Source organism: Lysobacter hankyongensis (assembly GCF_039543145.1).
Classification (GTDB): domain Bacteria; phylum Pseudomonadota; class Gammaproteobacteria; order Xanthomonadales; family Xanthomonadaceae; genus Lysobacter_I; species Lysobacter_I hankyongensis.
The window spans coordinates 79782-98093 of the sequence record NZ_BAABJE010000030.1; the positions used below are offsets into that span (position 1 = coordinate 79782).

Genomic DNA, 18312 nt, shown 5'->3' on the forward strand with positions numbered 1-18312 from the left:
CGTCCGCCGCTTCGCGATGGAACTCACCCCGGAACGCCTGATCGCGCAGCTCGACAACGAGCCCCTGCGCCCGGTTTACCTGATCTCCGGCCCCGAACCGCTGCGGGTGCTGGAAGCGGCGGACGCCGTGCGCGCCCGCGCCCGCACCGAAGGCATTGCCGAGCGCGAGGTGTTCGACGCCGATGGCCGCGATTTCGACTGGCACCAACTGACCCGCAGCTTCGGCGCGATGAGCCTGTTCGCCTCGCGCCGGCTGGTCGAAGTGCGCCTGCCGTCGGCCAAGCCCGGCAAGGACGGCGCCGAGGTCATCTCCGATTTCTGCGCGCAGGCGCCGCAGGACGTGGTCCTGCTGATCACCGGCGACGACTGGAGCCGCCAGCACGGCGGCAAATGGAGCGAAGCCGTCGCACGGGTCGGCCATCACGCCATCGCCTGGGCGCTCAAGCCGCACGAACTCACCGATTGGGTCGAACGCCGCCTGCGCGCCCGTGGCCTGCGCGCGGACCGCGACGCGGTGGAGCGCCTGGTGGAACGGGTCGAAGGCAATCTGCTCGCCGCGGCCCAGGAAATCGACAAACTGGTCCTGCTCGGCGACGGCCAGCCGATCGATCTGGCGCGGATGGAGTCGTACGTCGCCGACGCCGCGCGTTTCGACGTGTTCCGGCTGCTCGATGCCGCGCTCAACGGCCAGGCCGCGCAGGCGCTGCGCATGCTGCATGGCCTGCGCGCGGAAGGCGAGGCGGTGCCGGCGCTGATGGGCATGCTGGTGATGGAACTGCAGCGGGTCGCCGCCCTCGCGCGGGTCAACGCCAAGGGCGGCAATCTGGCCGCCGAGTTCAAGGCGCAGCGGGTCTGGGATTCGAAGCAGGCGGTGTATCGCCGCGCGCTGCAGCGCCACGACGCTGCGCGCTGGGAAAGGCTGGTGGTCGAAGCCGGTCGCGTCGACCGCATCGCCAAGGGACGCCCGCGCATCGGCGAGGAGCCGGCCGACGCCTGGCTGGCGCTGGAACGCCTGCTGCTGGCGATGGCCGAAGCGCGCGGCGTGCAGCTGCTGACCCGGCGCGCCGGGAGCTGACGCGCATGCTGCTCCGCGCCTTCTACGGCGGCACCTTCGACCCCGTGCACAACGGGCACCTGGCTATCGCCCGCGCCGCGCGCGAGGCCCTGGGCACCACGATCTGGCTGATGCCGGCCGCCGATCCACCGCATCGCGACGCCCCCGGCGCCGGCGCCGAGCACCGCGCGGCGATGCTCGATCTCGCCATCGAAGGCCAGGCCGGGCTGCGTGTGGACCGGCGCGAACTGGAACGTGCCGCCACCACCGATGCCCCGAGCTACACCATCGACACCCTGCGCGAACTGCGGGCGAAGCACGGCGAGCACGCACCGATCGCGTTCCTGATCGGCGCCGACAGCCTGCATGGCTTCGCGACCTGGAAGGAACCGGAGGCGCTGCTGGCCGGCGCGCACTGGGTCGTCGCCGAACGCCCCGGCAGCGCCCTGGACGAACACCTGCCGCCGCCGGTGGCGCGGCTGGTCGGCGGGCGCTGGACCCTCAACGCCGCCGCCCTGCGCGAGAGCCCTGGCGGCAAGCTGCTGCGCCTGCGCCAGCCGCTGCACGGCGAATCGGCGACCCAGATCCGGCGCCGGATCGCCGCCGGCGAGACCTGGCACCACCTGCTGCCGCTGCCGGTGGCGAAGTACATCGCCGCCCACGGGCTCTACGGCAGCGCTTCGTCCGGGGCCGTGGTCCGGCTGCCCGGCTCCCCGGGCGTATAATTCCGCCATTCCACGCGAGGACCGCTCTTGTCCAGTTCCAACAATGCGCACGTGATCAAGACCGTGCTGCCCAAACCGCCGCCGTCCGCCCAGGCCCTGCTGAAGCAGGTCCACGCCGCGGTGGAGAACCTCAAGGCCAAGGACGTGGTCGAGATCGATGTCCGCGGCAAGACCAGCGTCTGCGATTACCTCGTGATCGCGTCCGGCACGTCCACCCGCCACGTGAAGTCGATCGCCGACGAAGTGGTGCGGATGGTGAAGGAACTGGACGTGATGCCGCTGGGCGTCGAGGGTGAGCGCGAGGCCGAATGGGTGCTCGCCGACCTCGGCGATGTCGTCGTCCACGTCATGCTGCCCCGCGTGCGCGAGTTCTACGCGCTGGAGCGGCTCTGGACGGTGGGCGACCAGCCGCCGGGCGACGAGGCCTGATCGCCGCAACGGCGATGCAGGCGAAGTCGAGCCCATGAAGGCACGCCCGTGAAGGCGCGTCTCATCGCCGTCGGCGAGCGCGCGCCCGCATGGGTCGCGGAAGGCTTCGCCGAATACCGCAAGCGGCTGTCGTTCTGGCTGCCGCTGGATCTGATCGAAATCGAACCCGGCCTGCGCGGCAAGGGACGCGATGCCGCGCGCGCGACGGCCGACGAAGGCGCGCGCGTGCTCGCCGCACTGCCGAAATCGGCCCACATCGTCGCCCTCGACGGCCGCGGAAAAATGCACGGCTCCGAAGAACTCGCGCAGCGGCTGGAGCACTGGCGTGGCGGTGGCCGCGATCTGGCCTTCCTGATCGGCGGCCCCGAAGGGCATGCGCCCGACGTCCTCGCCCGTGCCGACGAGCGCTGGTCGCTGGGGCCGCTGACCTTGCCGCACATGCTGGTGCGGCTGGTGCTGGCCGAGCAGCTGTACCGCGCCGCGGCGCTGCTGGCGAATCATCCCTACCACCGCGCCTGACCGCGCCGTCCGCGGGGGGCGTTCGCGCACGTCCCGCTTCATCGCCCTGCATCGCGCGAGGCGAGGTTCGCGCGAAACCCGCCGCGTTTCTCCTTCCCGATGTGCGCGGCCGCACATCGACGTCGGCCGCGAGCGCGTCAGGACCGTGACCGCTGCACGAAAACGCATGCAAATCGGTGGCCGAGCTGGTAATGATGATCGCGGTCACGGTTCGCTCGCGGATGCTGCGAATACGGTGCATCGCCTCCTGCGACGCCGGCACGGGTCGCGCAGGCCCCGGGCGTCGCCGCCGACGGCGCCGGGACATTCCCCCGTCGGCGTTTCCGTCGATGCGTCTCCCCCGCGCATCGCGTTGCAGGTGATCCACATGCCCAGTGCCCCGCTGTCCGTTCCGCTTCGACGCGCCGTCTCCCTGTCCGCGCCGCGTCGGCATCCCTTGCGCCTGCTCTCGCTCGTCGCGCTGGTGCTCGCGCTCAACGCCTGCGATGCCGGCCATGCCCAGGTCCGCGTCTCCGGCGATGCCGCCAAACGCCGCGCCCCGGCCGACTCCAGCCGCGCCGAGCCGCGCGAGGCGCTGCCCCGGCCGTCCGGCCAGACCGCGTCCGCGCCGCGTCCGCCGATCACCGCGACTGCGGTCGGCGGTACCGTCAGCCCGCGCCTGTTCAAGCCGCTGATGGCGGACGCCGAACGCTTCGGCATCGTCGACGTGCGCCTGCATCCGGTGGAAGGCGTGCCGGCCGGCGTCGCGCAACTGGTGACCTTCGGCGTGCCGTTCCCGCGCGGTTCGATCACCGCCGCCGGGCTGTCGACGCTGCGCGTGCTCGATGCCCGCGGCACCGAGATCCCGGCCTTCGTCGAACCGCTCACGCCGTGGCGTCACGCCACCAACGCCGCGCTCGACAACACCTCGGTGCGGGTCGCGCGGGTGCAGATCCGCTACACCTTCGCCGCGACCTATCCGAATTCCGAAGGCATCCGCGTCGAATGGGGTTACACCAACCGCACGCAGTCGCTGGCGTCGCTGGAGAACCCGCGCAACGGCTGGCAGCCGGTCACCAGCGGCAGTTTCGTCGCCGGCGACGGCGTGTCCGAGCCGAAGGTCTACGCGGTGCTGCCGTCGTCCACGCTGAGCAAGGGCCTGCTCAAGCTCGGGCCGATGCGGCCGTTCGCGCCGAACATCGCCGCCACCCGCGACGACCCGGCGACGATGGACGCGACCGAGCATTACCCCGAATACAACGAACAGATGTACGGCGCGAAGAATTTCTTCTACGCCCACATCAACGAGGACGATCCGCGGGTCACCGCGCCCAACCAGATCCCGTACAAGGCCGCCGAAGGCGAACCGTGGCTCTACGATCGCGTGTCCGCGTTTTACGGCCTGTATTTCCGCAGCGGTTTCTTCAAGGCCCTGCGCGAATCGGTGCGCGCGTCGGAGTACTACCGCGTCAATCTCTATCCGCAGGGCACCACGCCGGATCTGGCCGTCGGCACCTTCCGGCTGAAGAATCCCAACCCCGCCGCCTACATCGGCGCCAACGGCGCGATGTACAGCTATCCCGAAGGGCTCGCCTACACCCACTGGACCACCGGCGACGATCTGTCGAAGGACGGCGCGAAACTCGCGGCGAAAGCCCAGCAGGACGCCAACGACGAACCCGACCGCTGGTCGCCGACCAGCAGCTACACCGAGCGCCACATGGGCATCAAGCTCACCGGCCTGATCGTGGGTTACGAACTGTTCGGCGACGTGCCGTACAAGACCGGCGCGACGCTCACCTATCGCGAACGGCTGCTGACGCTCACGGCCAATCTGATCTGGCACCAGAACGGCGCGGGCGGCGCGTTGCCCGCGAACCGCGTCGATGGTGGCCTGTGGAAATACGGCAGCCAGGAGGGCAACGGCCCCAGCGGCAGCCTGCTGGTGAGCTTCTGGCAAACACCTTTCGTGGTCGACCCGATGGTGCGCGCCTATGCGCTCACCGACAACGTCGAGATCGCGCACTTCATCCGCCGCACCGGCAATGCGCTGAAATTCGGCGGCAAGGCCTATTCGCCGGCGCAGCGGACCTATCGCACCGACGTGCCGGAGACCCTGCGCCTGGTCGATTACGTGACCCTGATCGACGGGTCCACCTACGCCGCCGACGGCGCCGGCCCGGAGCACACGCTTTCCGTCGCCGGTGCGGTGGCTTGGGCCTACTACTTCGGCAAGCTCACCGGCCAGCCCGACGACACGCTGAAACAGGCTGCGAACGAGCTGTATCGCACCTACGACTACGAGAACAACGAGTGGACGCGACCGACCGCGCCGGCCAGCGGTCTCACCGCCTATCGCAACAATCCGCCGCGCCGATACAACTGGAACTACAAGACCAGCGGCAGCCTGTCGTGGTGCCTGTCGGACCTGCGCTGGATGCGCTGAACCTGCGCGCAGGCGGCTTCGCCATGCCATGAACGCCGACGGCCCGCGATGCGCGGGCCGTCGGGCGGCGACTCATCCTGCGTAGCGCGGATAGTCGGTGTATCCCTTCGCATCCCAGGTGTAGAAGGTATTGCGGTCGGCCTCGGCCAGCGGCGCACCGATGCGCAGGCGTTCCGGCAGATCCGGGTTGGCGATGAAGGGCACGCCGAACGCCACCGCGTCGAGTTTGCCGTCGGCGATCGCCGCCTCGGCTTCTTCCGCGCTGTAACCCATGTTGCCGATCAGCGTGCCGGCGTAGGCTTCGCGCGCCGGCGTCATCACGTCGCCGTGCTGCTGGCCGAGGAAATCCGCGCGCATCACGTGCCAGTAGGCCAGGCCGTAGTCGTTCAGGCGCTTGCCGAGCCAGCGCACCAGGCCGACCGGATCGCTGTCGCGCATGGCGTTGTAGCTGTTGAGCGGCGAGACGCGCAGGCCGACGCGGCCGCTGCCCCAGACGTCGCACACCGCATCGAGCACTTCCAGCATCAGCCGCGCGCGGTGTTCGATCGGGCCGCCGTACGGGCCGCTGCGCAGGTTGCTGCCGTCGCGCAAGAATTCGTCGAGCAGATACCCGTTCGCGCCGTGCACTTCCACGCCGTCGAAGCCCGCGGCCTTGGCGTTGCGTGCGGCCTGCGCGAACCCGGCCACGATGCCCGGCAGTTCCTCGTCGGCCAGCGCGCGCGGCACGACGTAATCGACCTTGCCCTTCGGCGTGTACACCTGATCGTTGGTGATGGCGATCGCGCTCGGCGCGACCGGCTGCGCGTCGTCGTTGAGGTCGGGATGGCAGGCGCGGCCGCCGTGCCATAACTGCAGCACGATGCGGCCGCCGGCGGCGTGCACGGCATCGGTCGCGCGTTTCCAGCCGGCCACCTGGGCTTCGCTGTGGATGCCCGGCTCGCGCCAGAACGCAGAGTTGCCGGCCATCGCCATCGTCGCTTCCGCGATGATCAGCCCGGCGCTGGCGCGCTGGGCGTAGTACTCGGCGATCAGCGCGCCAGGCACGTGATCGTCTTCGGCGCGGCAGCGCGTGAGCGGCGCCATCAGGATGCGGTTCGGCAGGGCGAGATCGCCGGCTTGCAGGGGTGCGAACAGATGCTTCATCGAGACCAGTCCAGCGTGGGGAGGGGCGCCAGAGTGTGTCAGCCCGATGCGGCGGCAGCCATGCGCGATTGCCTGCGCCAATGGAACGATGCGGCGCATTCCCGCGCGGTGCGCCTCGATGCGACACCATGCAGGCAAAAAACGCTGATCGTGCGTCGATGATCGGCGGCGGAATGCCCGAGGGAGCGGAGCGACCAGTGCCTGCGCGTCACTGTGGACCCGCGGAAGGTAGAAAAACCCTGCCGGACCTGGGGATGCCCGGCAGGGGGCCTCGCGACGGGGAATCGGCTTCGGACGGGTGCCCTCGGCCGGCCGCGAAGTGCGTGCCGCGCGGGCCTCAACCGCGCGTGAGACTGAAATTCACCGGCACCATGCCGTAGACCTGCACCGCCTGGCCGTCGCGGATCGCCGGTTTGAACATCCAGCGGCGCAACACCTGTCGGCGTGCGGCGTCGTCGAGACGGCGATGGCCGCTGCTGCGTTCGATCTCCACCGACAGCGGCTTGCCGTCAACGCCCACCAGCACCTTCAACAGCACGGTGCCTTCGATGCCGTCGAGGATGGCCTCGCGCGGATAGGCGGGCGCCGGCGCCGAGGCGTATTCCAGCCGCGTGCTCGTCATCGGGCCGGGATCCGGCTGCACCGGCAGCGACACGGTGTCGGTGGTTTCGATCGGCGGCATAGGGGTGTTGCCCTCGGGGACCACCGCTTCCTGCTGCGCCGGCGGTTGCGGCTGCGGTGGCGGAAGCACCTGCGGCAGCGGGGTTTCGGTCCGTGGGCGGACCACCGGGACCTCTTCGATCGGCGGTGGCGGGGGCGGCGCCGCCTTGGGTTCGATCAAGATCACCGGAGGGCTTTCGGCGTCGACCGTCCGCATCGGCGCGGACACCGGCATCAGCAACAGCATCAGCGCAGCGGCGTTGAGCGCGATCGCCCCGGCCATGCCGAGGATGCGCACCGGCTGGATCTGCGCGATGGCCTGCGGCAGACCGCCGGCATCGGGATGTGAAGGGCGTTGGGCATGGCGTTCGAGCAGAACCATGGGGCATCTCCGTCGGTGGGTGACGTCGGTGCAAACGCGGCACGGGTTCGGCGGGGGTTAACGTTGCGGAAATATTTTCCGGAGGCGGAAACGCGACACCCGCCGGGCGGCGGGTGTCGTGCGAAGCGTGGGGCAGGGGCGGTCACTTGCCCAGTTCGAACACCACGTTGAGGCTGGCGGTGAGCGAGGTCTCGCCGGGGGACACCGGCGTTTCGCGCGCGTCCATGGCGGCCATCTTCATCATCGGCATCGGGCCGGGCGGATTGAAGCCGCCGCCTTCGCCGATGCTGACGATCCGGCGCACGCGCAGACCGAGCGCGGCGGCGTACATGTCGGCGCGGGCCTGCGCCTTCTTCAGCGCGCTGCGGCGGGCTTCGTCGTAGGCGGCTTCGGGCTCGTCGATCTCGAAGGTCGGGCCGTTGATCTGATTGGCGCCGCTGGCGACCAGCGCGTCGAGCACCTTGCCGAGCTTCGACAGGTCGCGGACCTTGACGTTGACGGTGTTGCTGGCCTGGTAGCCGGTGATCGCCGGCGGCTGGTTCTCGGCGTAGCGATATTGCGGATACAGGCTGATGCCGGCGGTCTGCACGTCGCGCTCGGCGATGCCGGCCGCATTGATCGCGGCCATCACCTTCGTCATCTGTTCGGCGTTGGCGCGCATGGCGCCGTTGGCGTCGGCGGCTTGGGTGACCACACCGCTGGACAGCGTGGCGATATCGGGCGCGCGGCTGGCCGTGGCATCGGCGGTGACCGACAGCAGCGTGCCGTCGTTGGCGGTCTGGGGCGACTGTGCGGATGCGGTCATGGCGAGGCCCGATGCGAAGAGGGTGGCGACAGCGGCGACGAAAAAGCGGGAAACGGGATGGCGGCGTTGCGTGCGGCTGGGATGGGTCAGGACGTGGGTCATGCGGCTCTCCATGTTGAGGCTTCCGGTTGATGCCTCCGGTCAGGGTCGGGGCCAGCGGGTGAACGCACTGTGAGCCCGGTCGGGGTTCGCGACGGGATCGCGTTCAGGCTGCGGCGGTCCGCAGGGTATCCTAGCCCGATGCTGCATCTTGCCTCGAAATCTCCCCGTCGCCGCGAACTGCTGAGGATGCTCGGCCTTGAGTTCGGCGTGCTCGATCTCGACATTCCCGAGTTGCCAGCGCCCGCGGAGCCGCCGGAAGAATACGTGCGCCGGGTCGCGCGCGAAAAGGCCGGCGCCGGGCTGCTGCGGATGAGCGGCCAGCCGGACGCGGTGGTGCTGGGCGCCGACACCGAAGTGGTGCTGGACGGTCGCATCTACGGCAAGCCGGTCGATGCCGCGGACGCCGCGGCCATGCTGCGCAGCCTGTCGGGCCGCACCCATGCGGTGATCTCCGCGCTCTCGATGGTCTCGGCCGGCCGCGAGCTGCAGGCGGTGTCGGTGTCGGAGGTCACGTTCGCGGCGATGAGCGAGGACGATATCGCCGTCTATCTCGCCACCGGCGAGTGGGACGGCAAGGCCGGCGCCTATGCCATCCAGGGCATGGCCCAGAGTTTCATCTCGCACCTGTCCGGCAGCCATTCCGGGGTGATGGGATTGCCGCTGCACGAGACCGCATCCCTGCTCCGCGGCTTCGGTCTGTTCCCCGCGCGCGCGTCCGCGTCCCACGACGGCCCGGAGCCGATGCGATGAGCGAAGAGATTCTGGTCAATGTCACCCCGCGCGAGACCCGGGTCGCCGTCGTCGAGAACGGCATGCTGCAGGAACTGCACATCGAGCGCGGCTGGCGCCGCGGCGTGGTCGGCAACATCTACAAGGGCCGGGTGCAGCGGGTGATGCCCGGCATGCAGGCCGCATTCGTCGAGATCGGTCTCGACCGCGCCGCATTCCTGCACGCCAACGACATTTTCCGCGCCACCGCGGCACCGAGCAGCGAGAGCGCGCTGGAGACCGCGCTCGAAAGCGCCGTCAACGGCGAGGGCGAGCCGGTGATCGCCGCGCCGCCCGCCGCGCCGCCGACGACGCAGCCGCAGGTCGTGCCGTCGATCACTGAACTGCTGCGCGAAGGCCAGGAGATCGTGGTCCAGGTGGTCAAGGATCCGATCGGCAGCAAGGGCGCGCGCCTCACCACCCAGATCAGCATTCCGTCGCGTTATCTCGTGCTCTTGCCGCAGTCGAAGGTGATCGGCGTGTCCTCGCGCATCGAGGACGACGCCGAGCGCCAGCGCCTGAAGGCGCTGGTGTCGGGCCAGAACGGCGGTACGCCCGGCACGCCGCAGCATGGCTATATCGTGCGCACCAATGCCGAGGGCCAGCCGGCCGAAGCACTGGCGGAAGACATCGCCTATCTCGGCCGCGCCTGGGCGCTGATCGAGCAGAACGTGCGCACCGCCGGCGTCGGCCACTGCATCTATGAAGATCTGAGCCTGCCGATGCGCGCGGTGCGCGATCTGATCCGCCGCGACGTGGAGAAGGTGAAGGTGGATTCGCGCGAGACCTGCGACCGCCTGCGTGCGTTCGCCGCGCAGTACATGCCGGGGCTCGCCGAGAAGATCGAGCATTACGGCGGTGCGCGCCCGGTGTTCGATCTCTACGGCGTCGAGGACGAGATCCAGCGCGCGCTCGACAAGGAAGTGCCGCTGAAATCCGGCGGCTATCTGGTGATCGACCAGACCGAGGCGATGACCACCGTCGACGTGAACACCGGCTCGTTCCTCGGCCAGCGCAATCTCGAAGAGACCGTCTATCGCACCAATCTCGAAGCGGCGCAGGCGGTGGCGCGACAACTGCGGCTGCGCAACCTCGGCGGCATCATCATCATCGACTTCATCGACATGGTCGATCCCGAGCATCGCCGCCAGGTGCTGCGCACGCTCGAAAAGTCGCTGGCCCGCGACCACGCCAAGACCACGGTCTACGATTTCTCGCCGCTGGGCCTGGTGGAAATGACCCGCAAGCGCACCATCGAAAGCCTGCAGCGACAGCTGAGCGAGCCCTGCCATGAATGCGGCGGCCGCGGCACGCTGAAGACCGCCGAAACCGTGACCTACGAAATCTTCCGCGAGATCACCCGCGCGGTGCGCCAGTTCGAAGCCGCGCGACTGCTGGTGATCGCGTCGCCGAAGGTGGTCGCGCGGATCACCGACGAGGAATCTCCGGCGGTGGCCGAACTGGAGGAATTTCTCGGCAAGTCGATCCGCTTCCAGGCGGACGAGCAGTACACACAGGAGCAGTTCGATGTCGTGCTGCTCTGAATCCTCCCGCCCCGAAACGCCTTCGGCGTCGACCGGCGTCGCGCCCGGATGACGACATCGTTGCGACGCCGTCTGCGTCTGGCGCGCCGCGGGCTGTGGTACGTCACCGCGATCTCGCTGGTGCTGCTGGCGCTGGGTGCGGCGGTGATGAGTCAGCTGCTGCCGCTGGCGGAACGGCATCCGGACCGCATCGCCGAATGGCTGAGCGCGCGCGCCGGCCGGCCGGTGGCCTTCGATGGTCTCGATACCGCATGGACGCGTCGCGGGCCGCTGCTGCGGCTGGACGGTCTGCGCGTGGGAGAGGGCGATGGCGCGGTCGCCATCGGCGCGGCGGAGATCCTGGTGTCGCAATACGCCGGGCTGCTGCCCGGGCGTTCCTTCACCGAACTACGGGTGCGCAATCTCGCGTTGACCCTGGAGCGCGGGGACGACGGTCGTTGGCAGGTGCGCGGCCTGCCCGGGCAGGCGCAGGGCGGCGATCCGCTCGGTGCGCTGGAAGGGCTGGGCGAATTGCAGGTGATCGATGCGCGACTGGGGATTTCGGCACCCTCGCTGGGCATCGAAACCACGGTGCCCGATGTCGATCTGCGGCTGCAGGTGAACGGCGAACGGGTGCGCAGCGGTCTGCGCGCGCGCATGCATCGCGAATCCGCGCCGGTGGACGTGGTGCTGGATTTCGATCGTGCGCGCGGCGACGGCAGGCTCTACGCCGCGGCCAGGAAAGCCGATCTCGCCGAATGGTCGCCGCTGCTGCGCGTGGCCGGTGCGACGGTTGTCGGCGGCCGCGGTCGCGCCGAACTGTGGGCCAGCGTGCGCAAGCGGCAGGTCGCTTCGATCAGCGTCGATGGCGATCTCGAAGGTGTGCGGCTGCGCGGTGCGCCGTTTCCCGCGGCGAAGACGGCGGGTGCCGGCGTCGCGGCGGCGCCGATGGCGACGTTCGCCCGACTGCAGGCCACCGCCCACTGGCGCGCCGAGACAGGCGGCTGGCGACTCGACGCGCCGAGCATGCGGGTGCATGCCGCCGCCAACAGCCGACCGCAGGTGCTGGATGGACTCGTGATCGCCGGCGGCCAGCGCTATGGCCTGCGCGCCGAGCGCATCGACGCCGGCCCGCTGTTCGCGGTGTTCGCGCTCAGCGATCGCCTCGACCCGAAACTGCGGGCGTGGCTGGCGGCGGCGAAACCCGGCGCGGTGCTGGAGCGCGTGCGCGTCGGCGGCCAGCGCGGCGGTGCGATGCATGCGGCCGCATCGGTGCGCGGCCTGCATTTCGCGCCGGTCGGCAACTCGCCCGGCATCTCCGACCTCGCCGGGACACTGCGCGGCGATGGCGAAGGTCTGGTGTTCGCGTTCGACGAAACCTCGAAGCTGCGTTTCGACTGGCCGAGCGGCTTCGGCCCGACCCATGTCGTCGGTCTGCGCGGCGAAGCCATCGCCTGGCGCGAAGGCGGCGGCTGGCGGGTGGAGTCGCCCGCGCTGCGCATTGATGGCGACGGCTACGGCGCCGATATTCGCGGCGGGTTGTGGTTCCAGGGCGACGGCACCGCGCCGCGCATCGACGTGGCCGCGGATCTCGACGACGCGATGGCGCCGACCGCCAAGCGCTTCTGGCCGAAGCATGCGATGTCGCCCGCGCTGGTGCACTGGCTGGATACCGCGCTGATCGCGGGCCGCGTTCGCGACGGCCGTGCGGTGATCGCCGGCGAGCTCGAACACTGGCCGTTCCGCACGGTGGCGGGTGAGCCGCCGGACGGCGTGTTCGACGCGCGCGCCACGCTGCAGGACATGCGCGTGAAATTCCACGGCGACTGGCCGGCGACCGGCGACATGGACGCCGACATCGCCTTCGTCGGCAACGGGTTTTCGGTTGCGGGCCGCGCGGCGCTGGCCGATGTCGGCATCCGCGATTTCAGCGCCGGGATTCCCGATTTCTCCGCCGGCGCGCTCGGCATCGAAGCGCATGCCGATGCCGATGCGGCGAAACTGCTGGGTCTGGTGCGGCAGAGTCCGCTGCGCAGGGACCATGCGGGCATTCTCTCGACGCTGTCGGCCAGCGGCCCGGCGTCGGTCGATTTCGCGCTGGATCTGCCGCTGCACGGTCCGCCGTCGCAGCGCGCGAACATCGACGGCGCGATCGATCTGCGCGGCGCGCGTCTGGCCGAATCGGAGTGGAAACTCGCGTTCTCCGGCGTCAGCGGCAAGGCCCGCTACGACGAGAACGGCTTCAGCGCGAACGGCCTGCGCGCGCAGTATGACCGGCAGGAAGGCAAGCTCTCGCTGCGCGCCGGTCCCGGCCACGTACGCGACAAACGCCAGGGCTTCGAGGCCGAACTCGAAGCCTCGATGACCACCGACGATCTGCTGGCGCGCAGCGCCGACCTGGGCTGGTTGAAGCCGCATCTGCGCGGCCGTTCGCGCTGGACCGCGGGCATCGCCATTCCCGTCGGCGCCGGCAAACCCAGTGCGCAGGTCACCCGACTGCAGTTGCGCTCCGATCTGGTCGGCACCGCGCTCGATCTGCCGGCGCCGCTGGACAAGGCCGCCGGCACGGCGTTGCCGACCACGCTCGATCTGCAACTGCCGTTCGGCAAGGGCGAGATCGCGCTGGCGTTCGGCCAGCGGTTCGCGCTGCGCGCGCGCGACAGCCAGGGCCAGCTCGGCATCCGCGCCGCCTTCGGCACCGATCGCGTCGCCGAACCGCCGCCGGCATCGGGCCTGATCATCGGCGGCCGCGCCTCGACGCTCGACGCCATCGGCTGGGTCGCGCTGACGCTCGGCGATGGCGACGGCCGCCTCGCGCTGCGGCGCGCGGATGTCGTCGCCGATCGCCTGTCGCTGCTCGGCGCGCACTTCCCCGACACCCGCCTGCAGATCGCGCCTGCGAGCGGCGGTCTGGCGGTGCAGCTCGACGGCGCCGCGCTCGCCGGTGCGCTGCTGGTGCCGGACGGCGAGGGCGGCAGCATCGCCGGACGCCTGCAGCGCCTGCACTGGCGCAGCGCGCCCGCGCCGGTCGCGACGAATGCCGCCGTCGCCGCCGTCGCTTCGGGCGGCGACGGTTTCGACCCGGCGAAGATTCCCGCGATCAATCTGCGCGTCGACGATCTGCGCATCGCCCGTGCCGCCCTGGGCGAAGCGCAGTTCCGCTCGCGCCCCACCGCGACCGGCATGGACATCGTGCAGTTGCAGACCCGCGCGCCGAAGCGGCGGATCGATGTCGCCGGCGATTGGAGCGGCCGTGGCGCCGCGGCGCGCACGCGCGTGGACGCGACCTTCGCCAGCGAGGATTTCGGCGCGCTGCTCGACGAATTCGGCATGGGCGGCCGGGTCGGCGGCGGCAAGGGCGAAGTCCGCTTCGATGCGAACTGGCCCGGCGCGCCGATGTCGTTCCAGCTGGGCGTGCTCGAAGGCAATCTGAAGATCGACGTGCGCGACGGGCGGCTGGTGGAAGTGGAGCCCGGCGGCACCGGCCGCGTGCTCGGCCTGCTGAGCATCGCGCAGTTGCCGCGCCGGTTGACCCTGGATTTCCGCGACTTCTTCTCCAAGGGCTTCGCGTTCAACACGCTCGGCGGCAATGTGCGTTTCGCCGCCGGCAGCGCGCGCAGCGACGATCTCGCCATCGACGGCCCGGCGGCGCGGATCAACATCCGCGGCGCGGCCAATCTGCGCGCGCAGACCTTCGACCAGACCATCGAGGTGCTGCCGAAGGCCGGCAATCTGCTGACCGCGGTCGGTGCGATCGCCGGCGGGCCTGTCGGCGCGGCGGTGGGCGCGGTCGCCAATGCGGTGCTGCAGAAGCCCCTCGGACAGGCCGCGGCCAAGAACTATCGCGTCACCGGACCGTGGAAAGATCCCAAGGTCGAAGTGATGGAGCGCACCGGCGCATCGTCGCGCGACCGGCCCGGCTCGGGCTGAACACGCCCGCCCTGTTTGAAACCGGCGCACGTCGCCTCCACCCTATCCTTCACGATGTCGTCCACCGGAACCGCCATGCTCCCGATGCAGTCTCTCCCCGAATCGCGCCTGCTCGTCCCGGCCGGACTCGATCACGCCGGGCTCGAACGCGCCTTCGGCCTGCTGCTCGGCCCGGGCATCGACTTCGGCGATCTGTATTTCCAGCATTCGCGCCGCGAGGGCTGGACGATGGAAGATGGCATCATCACCGACGGTTCGCATGCCATCGACCAGGGCGTGGGCGTGCGCGCGATCTCGGGCGAGAAGACCGGCTTCGCCTACTCCGACGAAATCAACCCCGACGCATTGCTGGCCGCGGCGCGTTCCGCGAAGGCCATCGCGCGCGACGGCGATACCCGCACGCCGCCCGCGCTCGCGCACGGTCGGGGGACCGGCATGGAACCGCTCTACGCCGCGGTCGATCCCATCGATGCCTGCGCCAACGCCGACAAGCTCGACGCCATGCGTCGCGTCGATCGCCTGGTTCGCGCCGCCGATCCGCGCGTGCGCCAGGTCACCGTCTCGCTTTCCGCGGCGCTCGACACCATTTTCGTCGCCCGCAGCGACGGCGTCGTCGCCGGCGATGTCCGCCCGCTGGTGCGCATGAACGTGCAGGTGATCGTCGAACAGAACGGTCGTCGCGAATCTGCCAGCGCCGGCTACGGCGGCCGTTACGCCTACGACGAACTGTTCGGCGACGAACGTCCGGAGCGCTGCGCGCGCGAAGCGCTGCGCCAGGCGCTGGTGAATCTCGAGGCCGTGGATGCGCCCGCGGGCACGATGCCGGTGGTGCTGGGCAACGGCTGGCCCGCGGTGCTGCTGCACGAGGCGGTCGGCCACGGCCTGGAAGGCGACTTCAACCGCAAAGGCACCTCGACCTACGCCGGCCGGATGGGCCAGCGGGTGGCGTCGCCGGGCGTGACCATCGTCGACGACGGCACCCTGCCGGGCCGGCGCGGTTCGCTCACCGTCGACGACGAGGGCACGCCCACGCGCTGCACCCCGCTGATCGAGGACGGCGTGCTGACCGGCTACATGCAGGACACCCACAACGCGCGGTTGATGGGCATGCCCGCCACCGGCAACGGCCGCCGCGAATCCTTCGCCCATCTGGTGATGCCGCGGATGACCAACACCTACATGCTCGCCGGGCAGGACGACCCGCAGGACATGATCCGTTCGGTGAAGCGCGGTTTGTACGCGGTCAATTTCGGCGGCGGCCAGGTCGACATCACCAGCGGCAAATACGTGTTTTCCGCGACCGAGGCCTATCTGATCGAGGACGGGAAGATCACCGCGCCGGTGAAGGGCGCGACGCTGATCGGCAACGGCCCCGAGACGATGCAGCGGGTGCGGATGATCGGCCACGATCTCGCGCTCGACGAGGGCGTCGGCACCTGCGGCAAGGACGGTCAGAGCGTGCCGGTGGGCGTGGGCCAGCCGTCGCTGCTGATCGATCAGCTGACGGTGGGCGGGACGAAGGCCTGATAGGCGACGTCTTCGACCGCGATGCGGTGTTTGTTCTCGTCCAATGCGCGGATGTATCGCAGCAGGAAGCGCGGCGTACCGTGCCTGTGGCGCATGGCGCAAGCCTTCTGGATCATCGGTTTGAGCGTCTTCGCATCGGCTGCCGCGTGCTTGGCCAGGCATGCGGCGAGGAATTCGGCGAGCGCGTCGAAGCCTTCGGCGATCAACCGTTCGCGCCAGCGCATCGCCCGAAGCAGTCCGGAATCGATGGGGCCAGCGCGCCCCATGCGCTCAGTCTTCGTCGCGATCCATGCCGCCGTCGATGCCTTCGTCGGCATCGTGACCGGCATCACCATCCGCATCGTGATGTTCCGCGAACAGCTCGCGCAGTTCGCGGAACAGCTCGCGATACGCATGCGGCGGTTTGTTCTTCAGCTTTTCCTCGTGCGCGTTGCGCGCGAGCTGGCGCAGGTGCTGGCGATCGGCCTGCGGGTAATCGGTAAGCAGTTCGCCCAGCGCGACATCGCCGTCGGCCATCAGGCGCTCGCGCCAGGCCTCGGCGCGATGCAACATCGCCGCTTCGACGCGCGCGGCATGGCCGTTGACGTCCAGCGCGTCGCGGATCGCTTCCAGCGTCTCGTCGTCTTCCCGCCGCATCTGTTTCGCCAGATACTGCAACTGCCGTTTGTGCGCCACGTGCGACGTGATCCTGCGGGTCTCGGCGATGTGCGGCAGCAGCCGGTCCGGGATCGGCAGCCGCGACAGCTGCTGGGGCGTCAACGCCGACAGTTGTCGGGCCAGTTCGAGCACTTCCAGTGCCTCACGCCGCTGCTGGCTGCGGCTGGGGGACAGGAAGTCGCCGGTTTCGGGGTCTTTTCCACGCATAGTCGCTACAGGATAAAGCATTGAACGTCATCGCTTCCGCATTACCCGCTGCCGCCGACGACAGCCTTGCCCGGCTGGACCGCCTGTCCGATCTGGCCCGCGACCTGCTGGCCCGCGCCCGCGCACAGGGTGCCAGCCAGGCCGAAGTGAGCTGCGACGAGGACCGCGGCCTCAACGTCAACGTGCGCATGGGCGCGGTGGAGAGCGTGGAATCCACCCGCGACCGCAGCATCGGCATCACCGTCTACTTCGGCAACCGCAAGGGCAGCGCCAGCACCGCCGACCTGCGCGAGGACAGTCTCGAAGCCACGGTCGCGCAGGCCTGCGCGATCGCCCGGCACACCGAGGACGACCCGGCGGCGGGACTCGCCGACGCCGGGCTGATGGCGACGGATCTGCGCGAATTCGACAGCTGGCACCCGTGGGCGCTCGACGCCGATACCGCGATCGACCTCGCCCTGGCCTGCGAGACCGCCGGCCGCGACGTGGATCCGCGCATCGCCAATTCCGATGGCGCCTCGGTGTCCACGGGCGAATCGATCGGTGTCTACGCCAACAGCCACGGCTTCCTCGGGCGCGAGCGCGACACCCAGCACAGCATCGCCTGCGGCCTGATCGCCGGTCAGGGCGAGGCCATGCAACGCGAACACTGGTACAGCTTCACCCTGGCACGCGAGGATCTGGAAGCGCCCGAGGCGGTCGGCCGCCGGGCCGCGGAGCGGGCGCTGGCCCGGCTCGCGCCGCGCTCGCTGGCGACCGGCACCATGCCGGTGCTGTTCCAGGCCGAGGTCGCGCGTTCGCTCATCGGGCATCTGGTCAGTGCGGTCTCCGGCGGCGCGCTCTACCGCGGCGCCAGTTTCCTGCTCGACAGCGTCGGCACCCGGGTGCTGCCCGAGTGGTGCCGGCTGAGCGAACGTCCGTTCCTGATGCGCGGCCTGCGTTCCTGCGCCTTCGACGCCGAGGGCGTCGCCACCCGCGAGTCGGACCTGGTCCGCGACGGCGTGCTGCAGCGCTACGTGCTGGGCAGCTATTCCGCGCGCAAGCTCGGTCTGCAGAGCACCGGCAACGCCGGCGGCATTTTCAATCTCGATGTCGCGGCCAACGCGGGCGGCCTGGACGACCTGGTGCGCGGCATGGGCACCGGCCTGCTGGTGACCGGACTGATGGGGCAGGGCGTGAACGCCGTCACCGGCGACTATTCGCGCGGGGCGGCCGGCTTTTACGTCGAAAACGGCCGGATCGCCTACCCGGTGGACAGCATCACCATCGCCGGCAACCTGCGCACCATGCTGCAGGGGATCGAGGCCATCGGCAGCGATATCGACGCCCGGTCGAATGTCCGCTGCGGTTCGATCCTGCTCGGCAGGATGACCGTTGCCGGCAGCGTTTGACGTTTGTGTAAGCTAGGGCGGTGTCCGCGACCGCGGCGCACCCCGTATTTGATCGCATTCATCCG

The 18312-nt window shown here is 69.9% G+C and carries 15 protein-coding genes; 10 read left to right on the forward strand and 5 right to left on the reverse strand.

Going from position 1 to position 18312, the window contains the following annotated elements; translation table 11 throughout:
• Nucleotides 1–16: 16 nt before the first annotated feature.
• The 5 genes from holA (at nt 17) to ABD974_RS18570 (ending at nt 5152) form a co-directional block, all read left to right on the forward strand.
• Nucleotides 17–1075 (forward strand): DNA polymerase III subunit delta, encoded by a 1059-nt coding sequence (gene holA / locus ABD974_RS18550; protein ID WP_345304837.1) that lies wholly within the window; start codon nt 17–19, stop codon nt 1073–1075.
• Nucleotides 1076–1080: 5 nt separating this feature from the next.
• Nucleotides 1081–1779 carry a nicotinate-nucleotide adenylyltransferase gene (nadD, locus tag ABD974_RS18555; protein WP_345304838.1) on the forward strand — a complete coding sequence of 233 codons (699 nt, stop codon included), beginning with the start codon at nt 1081–1083 and terminating at the stop codon, nt 1777–1779.
• A 27-nt stretch (nt 1780–1806) separates the two neighbouring features.
• Nucleotides 1807–2208 (forward strand): ribosome silencing factor, encoded by a 402-nt coding sequence (rsfS, locus tag ABD974_RS18560; RefSeq protein ID WP_345304839.1) that lies wholly within the window; start codon nt 1807–1809, stop codon nt 2206–2208.
• 48 nt (nt 2209–2256) lie between these two features.
• Entirely contained in the window at nt 2257–2727 is a 471-nt protein-coding gene (gene rlmH / locus ABD974_RS18565; RefSeq protein WP_345304840.1) for a 23S rRNA (pseudouridine(1915)-N(3))-methyltransferase RlmH, read from the forward strand.
• A gap of 367 nt (nt 2728–3094) precedes the next feature.
• Complete coding sequence (locus tag ABD974_RS18570; protein WP_345304841.1) at nt 3095–5152, forward strand: hypothetical protein; 2058 nt, start codon at nt 3095–3097, stop codon at nt 5150–5152.
• Between the two features lie 72 nt (nt 5153–5224).
• On the opposite strand, the gene ABD974_RS18575 is transcribed toward ABD974_RS18570, so the two are convergent.
• From ABD974_RS18575 to ABD974_RS18585, 3 genes are all read right to left on the reverse strand, one after another.
• The gene (locus tag ABD974_RS18575; protein ID WP_345304842.1) at nt 5225–6295 is read right to left on the reverse strand and encodes an alkene reductase; all 1071 of its coding nucleotides are present in this window, start codon (nt 6293–6295) and stop codon (nt 5225–5227) included.
• A gap of 337 nt (nt 6296–6632) precedes the next feature.
• Nucleotides 6633–7337, reverse strand: coding sequence for an energy transducer TonB (locus ABD974_RS18580; protein ID WP_345304843.1), 705 nt, complete (start codon nt 7335–7337; stop codon nt 6633–6635).
• 142 nt (nt 7338–7479) lie between these two features.
• Nucleotides 7480–8142 (reverse strand): SIMPL domain-containing protein, encoded by a 663-nt coding sequence (locus ABD974_RS18585; RefSeq protein ID WP_345305003.1) that lies wholly within the window; start codon nt 8140–8142, stop codon nt 7480–7482.
• Nucleotides 8143–8382: 240 nt separating this feature from the next.
• Between ABD974_RS18585 and ABD974_RS18590 the strand changes: the two genes are divergently transcribed.
• The 4 genes from ABD974_RS18590 (at nt 8383) to tldD (ending at nt 15992) form a co-directional block, all read left to right on the forward strand.
• On the forward strand, nt 8383–8994 hold the full coding sequence (locus ABD974_RS18590) for a Maf family protein (RefSeq protein ID WP_345304844.1): 612 nt from the start codon (nt 8383–8385) through the stop codon (nt 8992–8994).
• Complete coding sequence (locus tag ABD974_RS18595) at nt 8991–10556, forward strand: Rne/Rng family ribonuclease (protein ID WP_345304845.1); 1566 nt, start codon at nt 8991–8993, stop codon at nt 10554–10556. The genes ABD974_RS18590 and ABD974_RS18595 overlap by 4 nt, the downstream gene beginning before the upstream one ends.
• 48 nt (nt 10557–10604) lie before the next feature.
• Nucleotides 10605–14465, forward strand: a complete 3861-nt coding sequence (locus ABD974_RS18600; protein ID WP_345304846.1) for a YhdP family protein — start codon at nt 10605–10607, stop codon at nt 14463–14465.
• A 75-nt stretch (nt 14466–14540) separates the two neighbouring features.
• Nucleotides 14541–15992, forward strand: coding sequence for a metalloprotease TldD (tldD, locus tag ABD974_RS18605; protein ID WP_345304847.1), 1452 nt, complete (start codon nt 14541–14543; stop codon nt 15990–15992).
• Here the strand turns inward: tldD and ABD974_RS18610 are convergent.
• Both ABD974_RS18610 and yjgA read right to left on the reverse strand, forming a co-directional pair.
• Nucleotides 15962–16258 carry a hypothetical protein gene (locus tag ABD974_RS18610; RefSeq protein WP_345304848.1) on the reverse strand — a complete coding sequence of 99 codons (297 nt, stop codon included), beginning with the start codon at nt 16256–16258 and terminating at the stop codon, nt 15962–15964. The two genes, tldD and ABD974_RS18610, sit on opposite strands and share 31 nt — an antisense overlap.
• Before the next feature lie 4 nt (nt 16259–16262).
• On the reverse strand, nt 16263–16856 hold the full coding sequence (yjgA, locus tag ABD974_RS18615) for a ribosome biogenesis factor YjgA (RefSeq protein WP_425562733.1): 594 nt from the start codon (nt 16854–16856) through the stop codon (nt 16263–16265).
• Between the two features lie 20 nt (nt 16857–16876).
• On the opposite strand from yjgA, the gene pmbA reads away from it, so the two are divergent.
• On the forward strand, nt 16877–18247 hold the full coding sequence (gene pmbA, locus ABD974_RS18620; protein ID WP_345304849.1) for a metalloprotease PmbA: 1371 nt from the start codon (nt 16877–16879) through the stop codon (nt 18245–18247).
• Nucleotides 18248–18312: the final 65 nt, after the last annotated feature.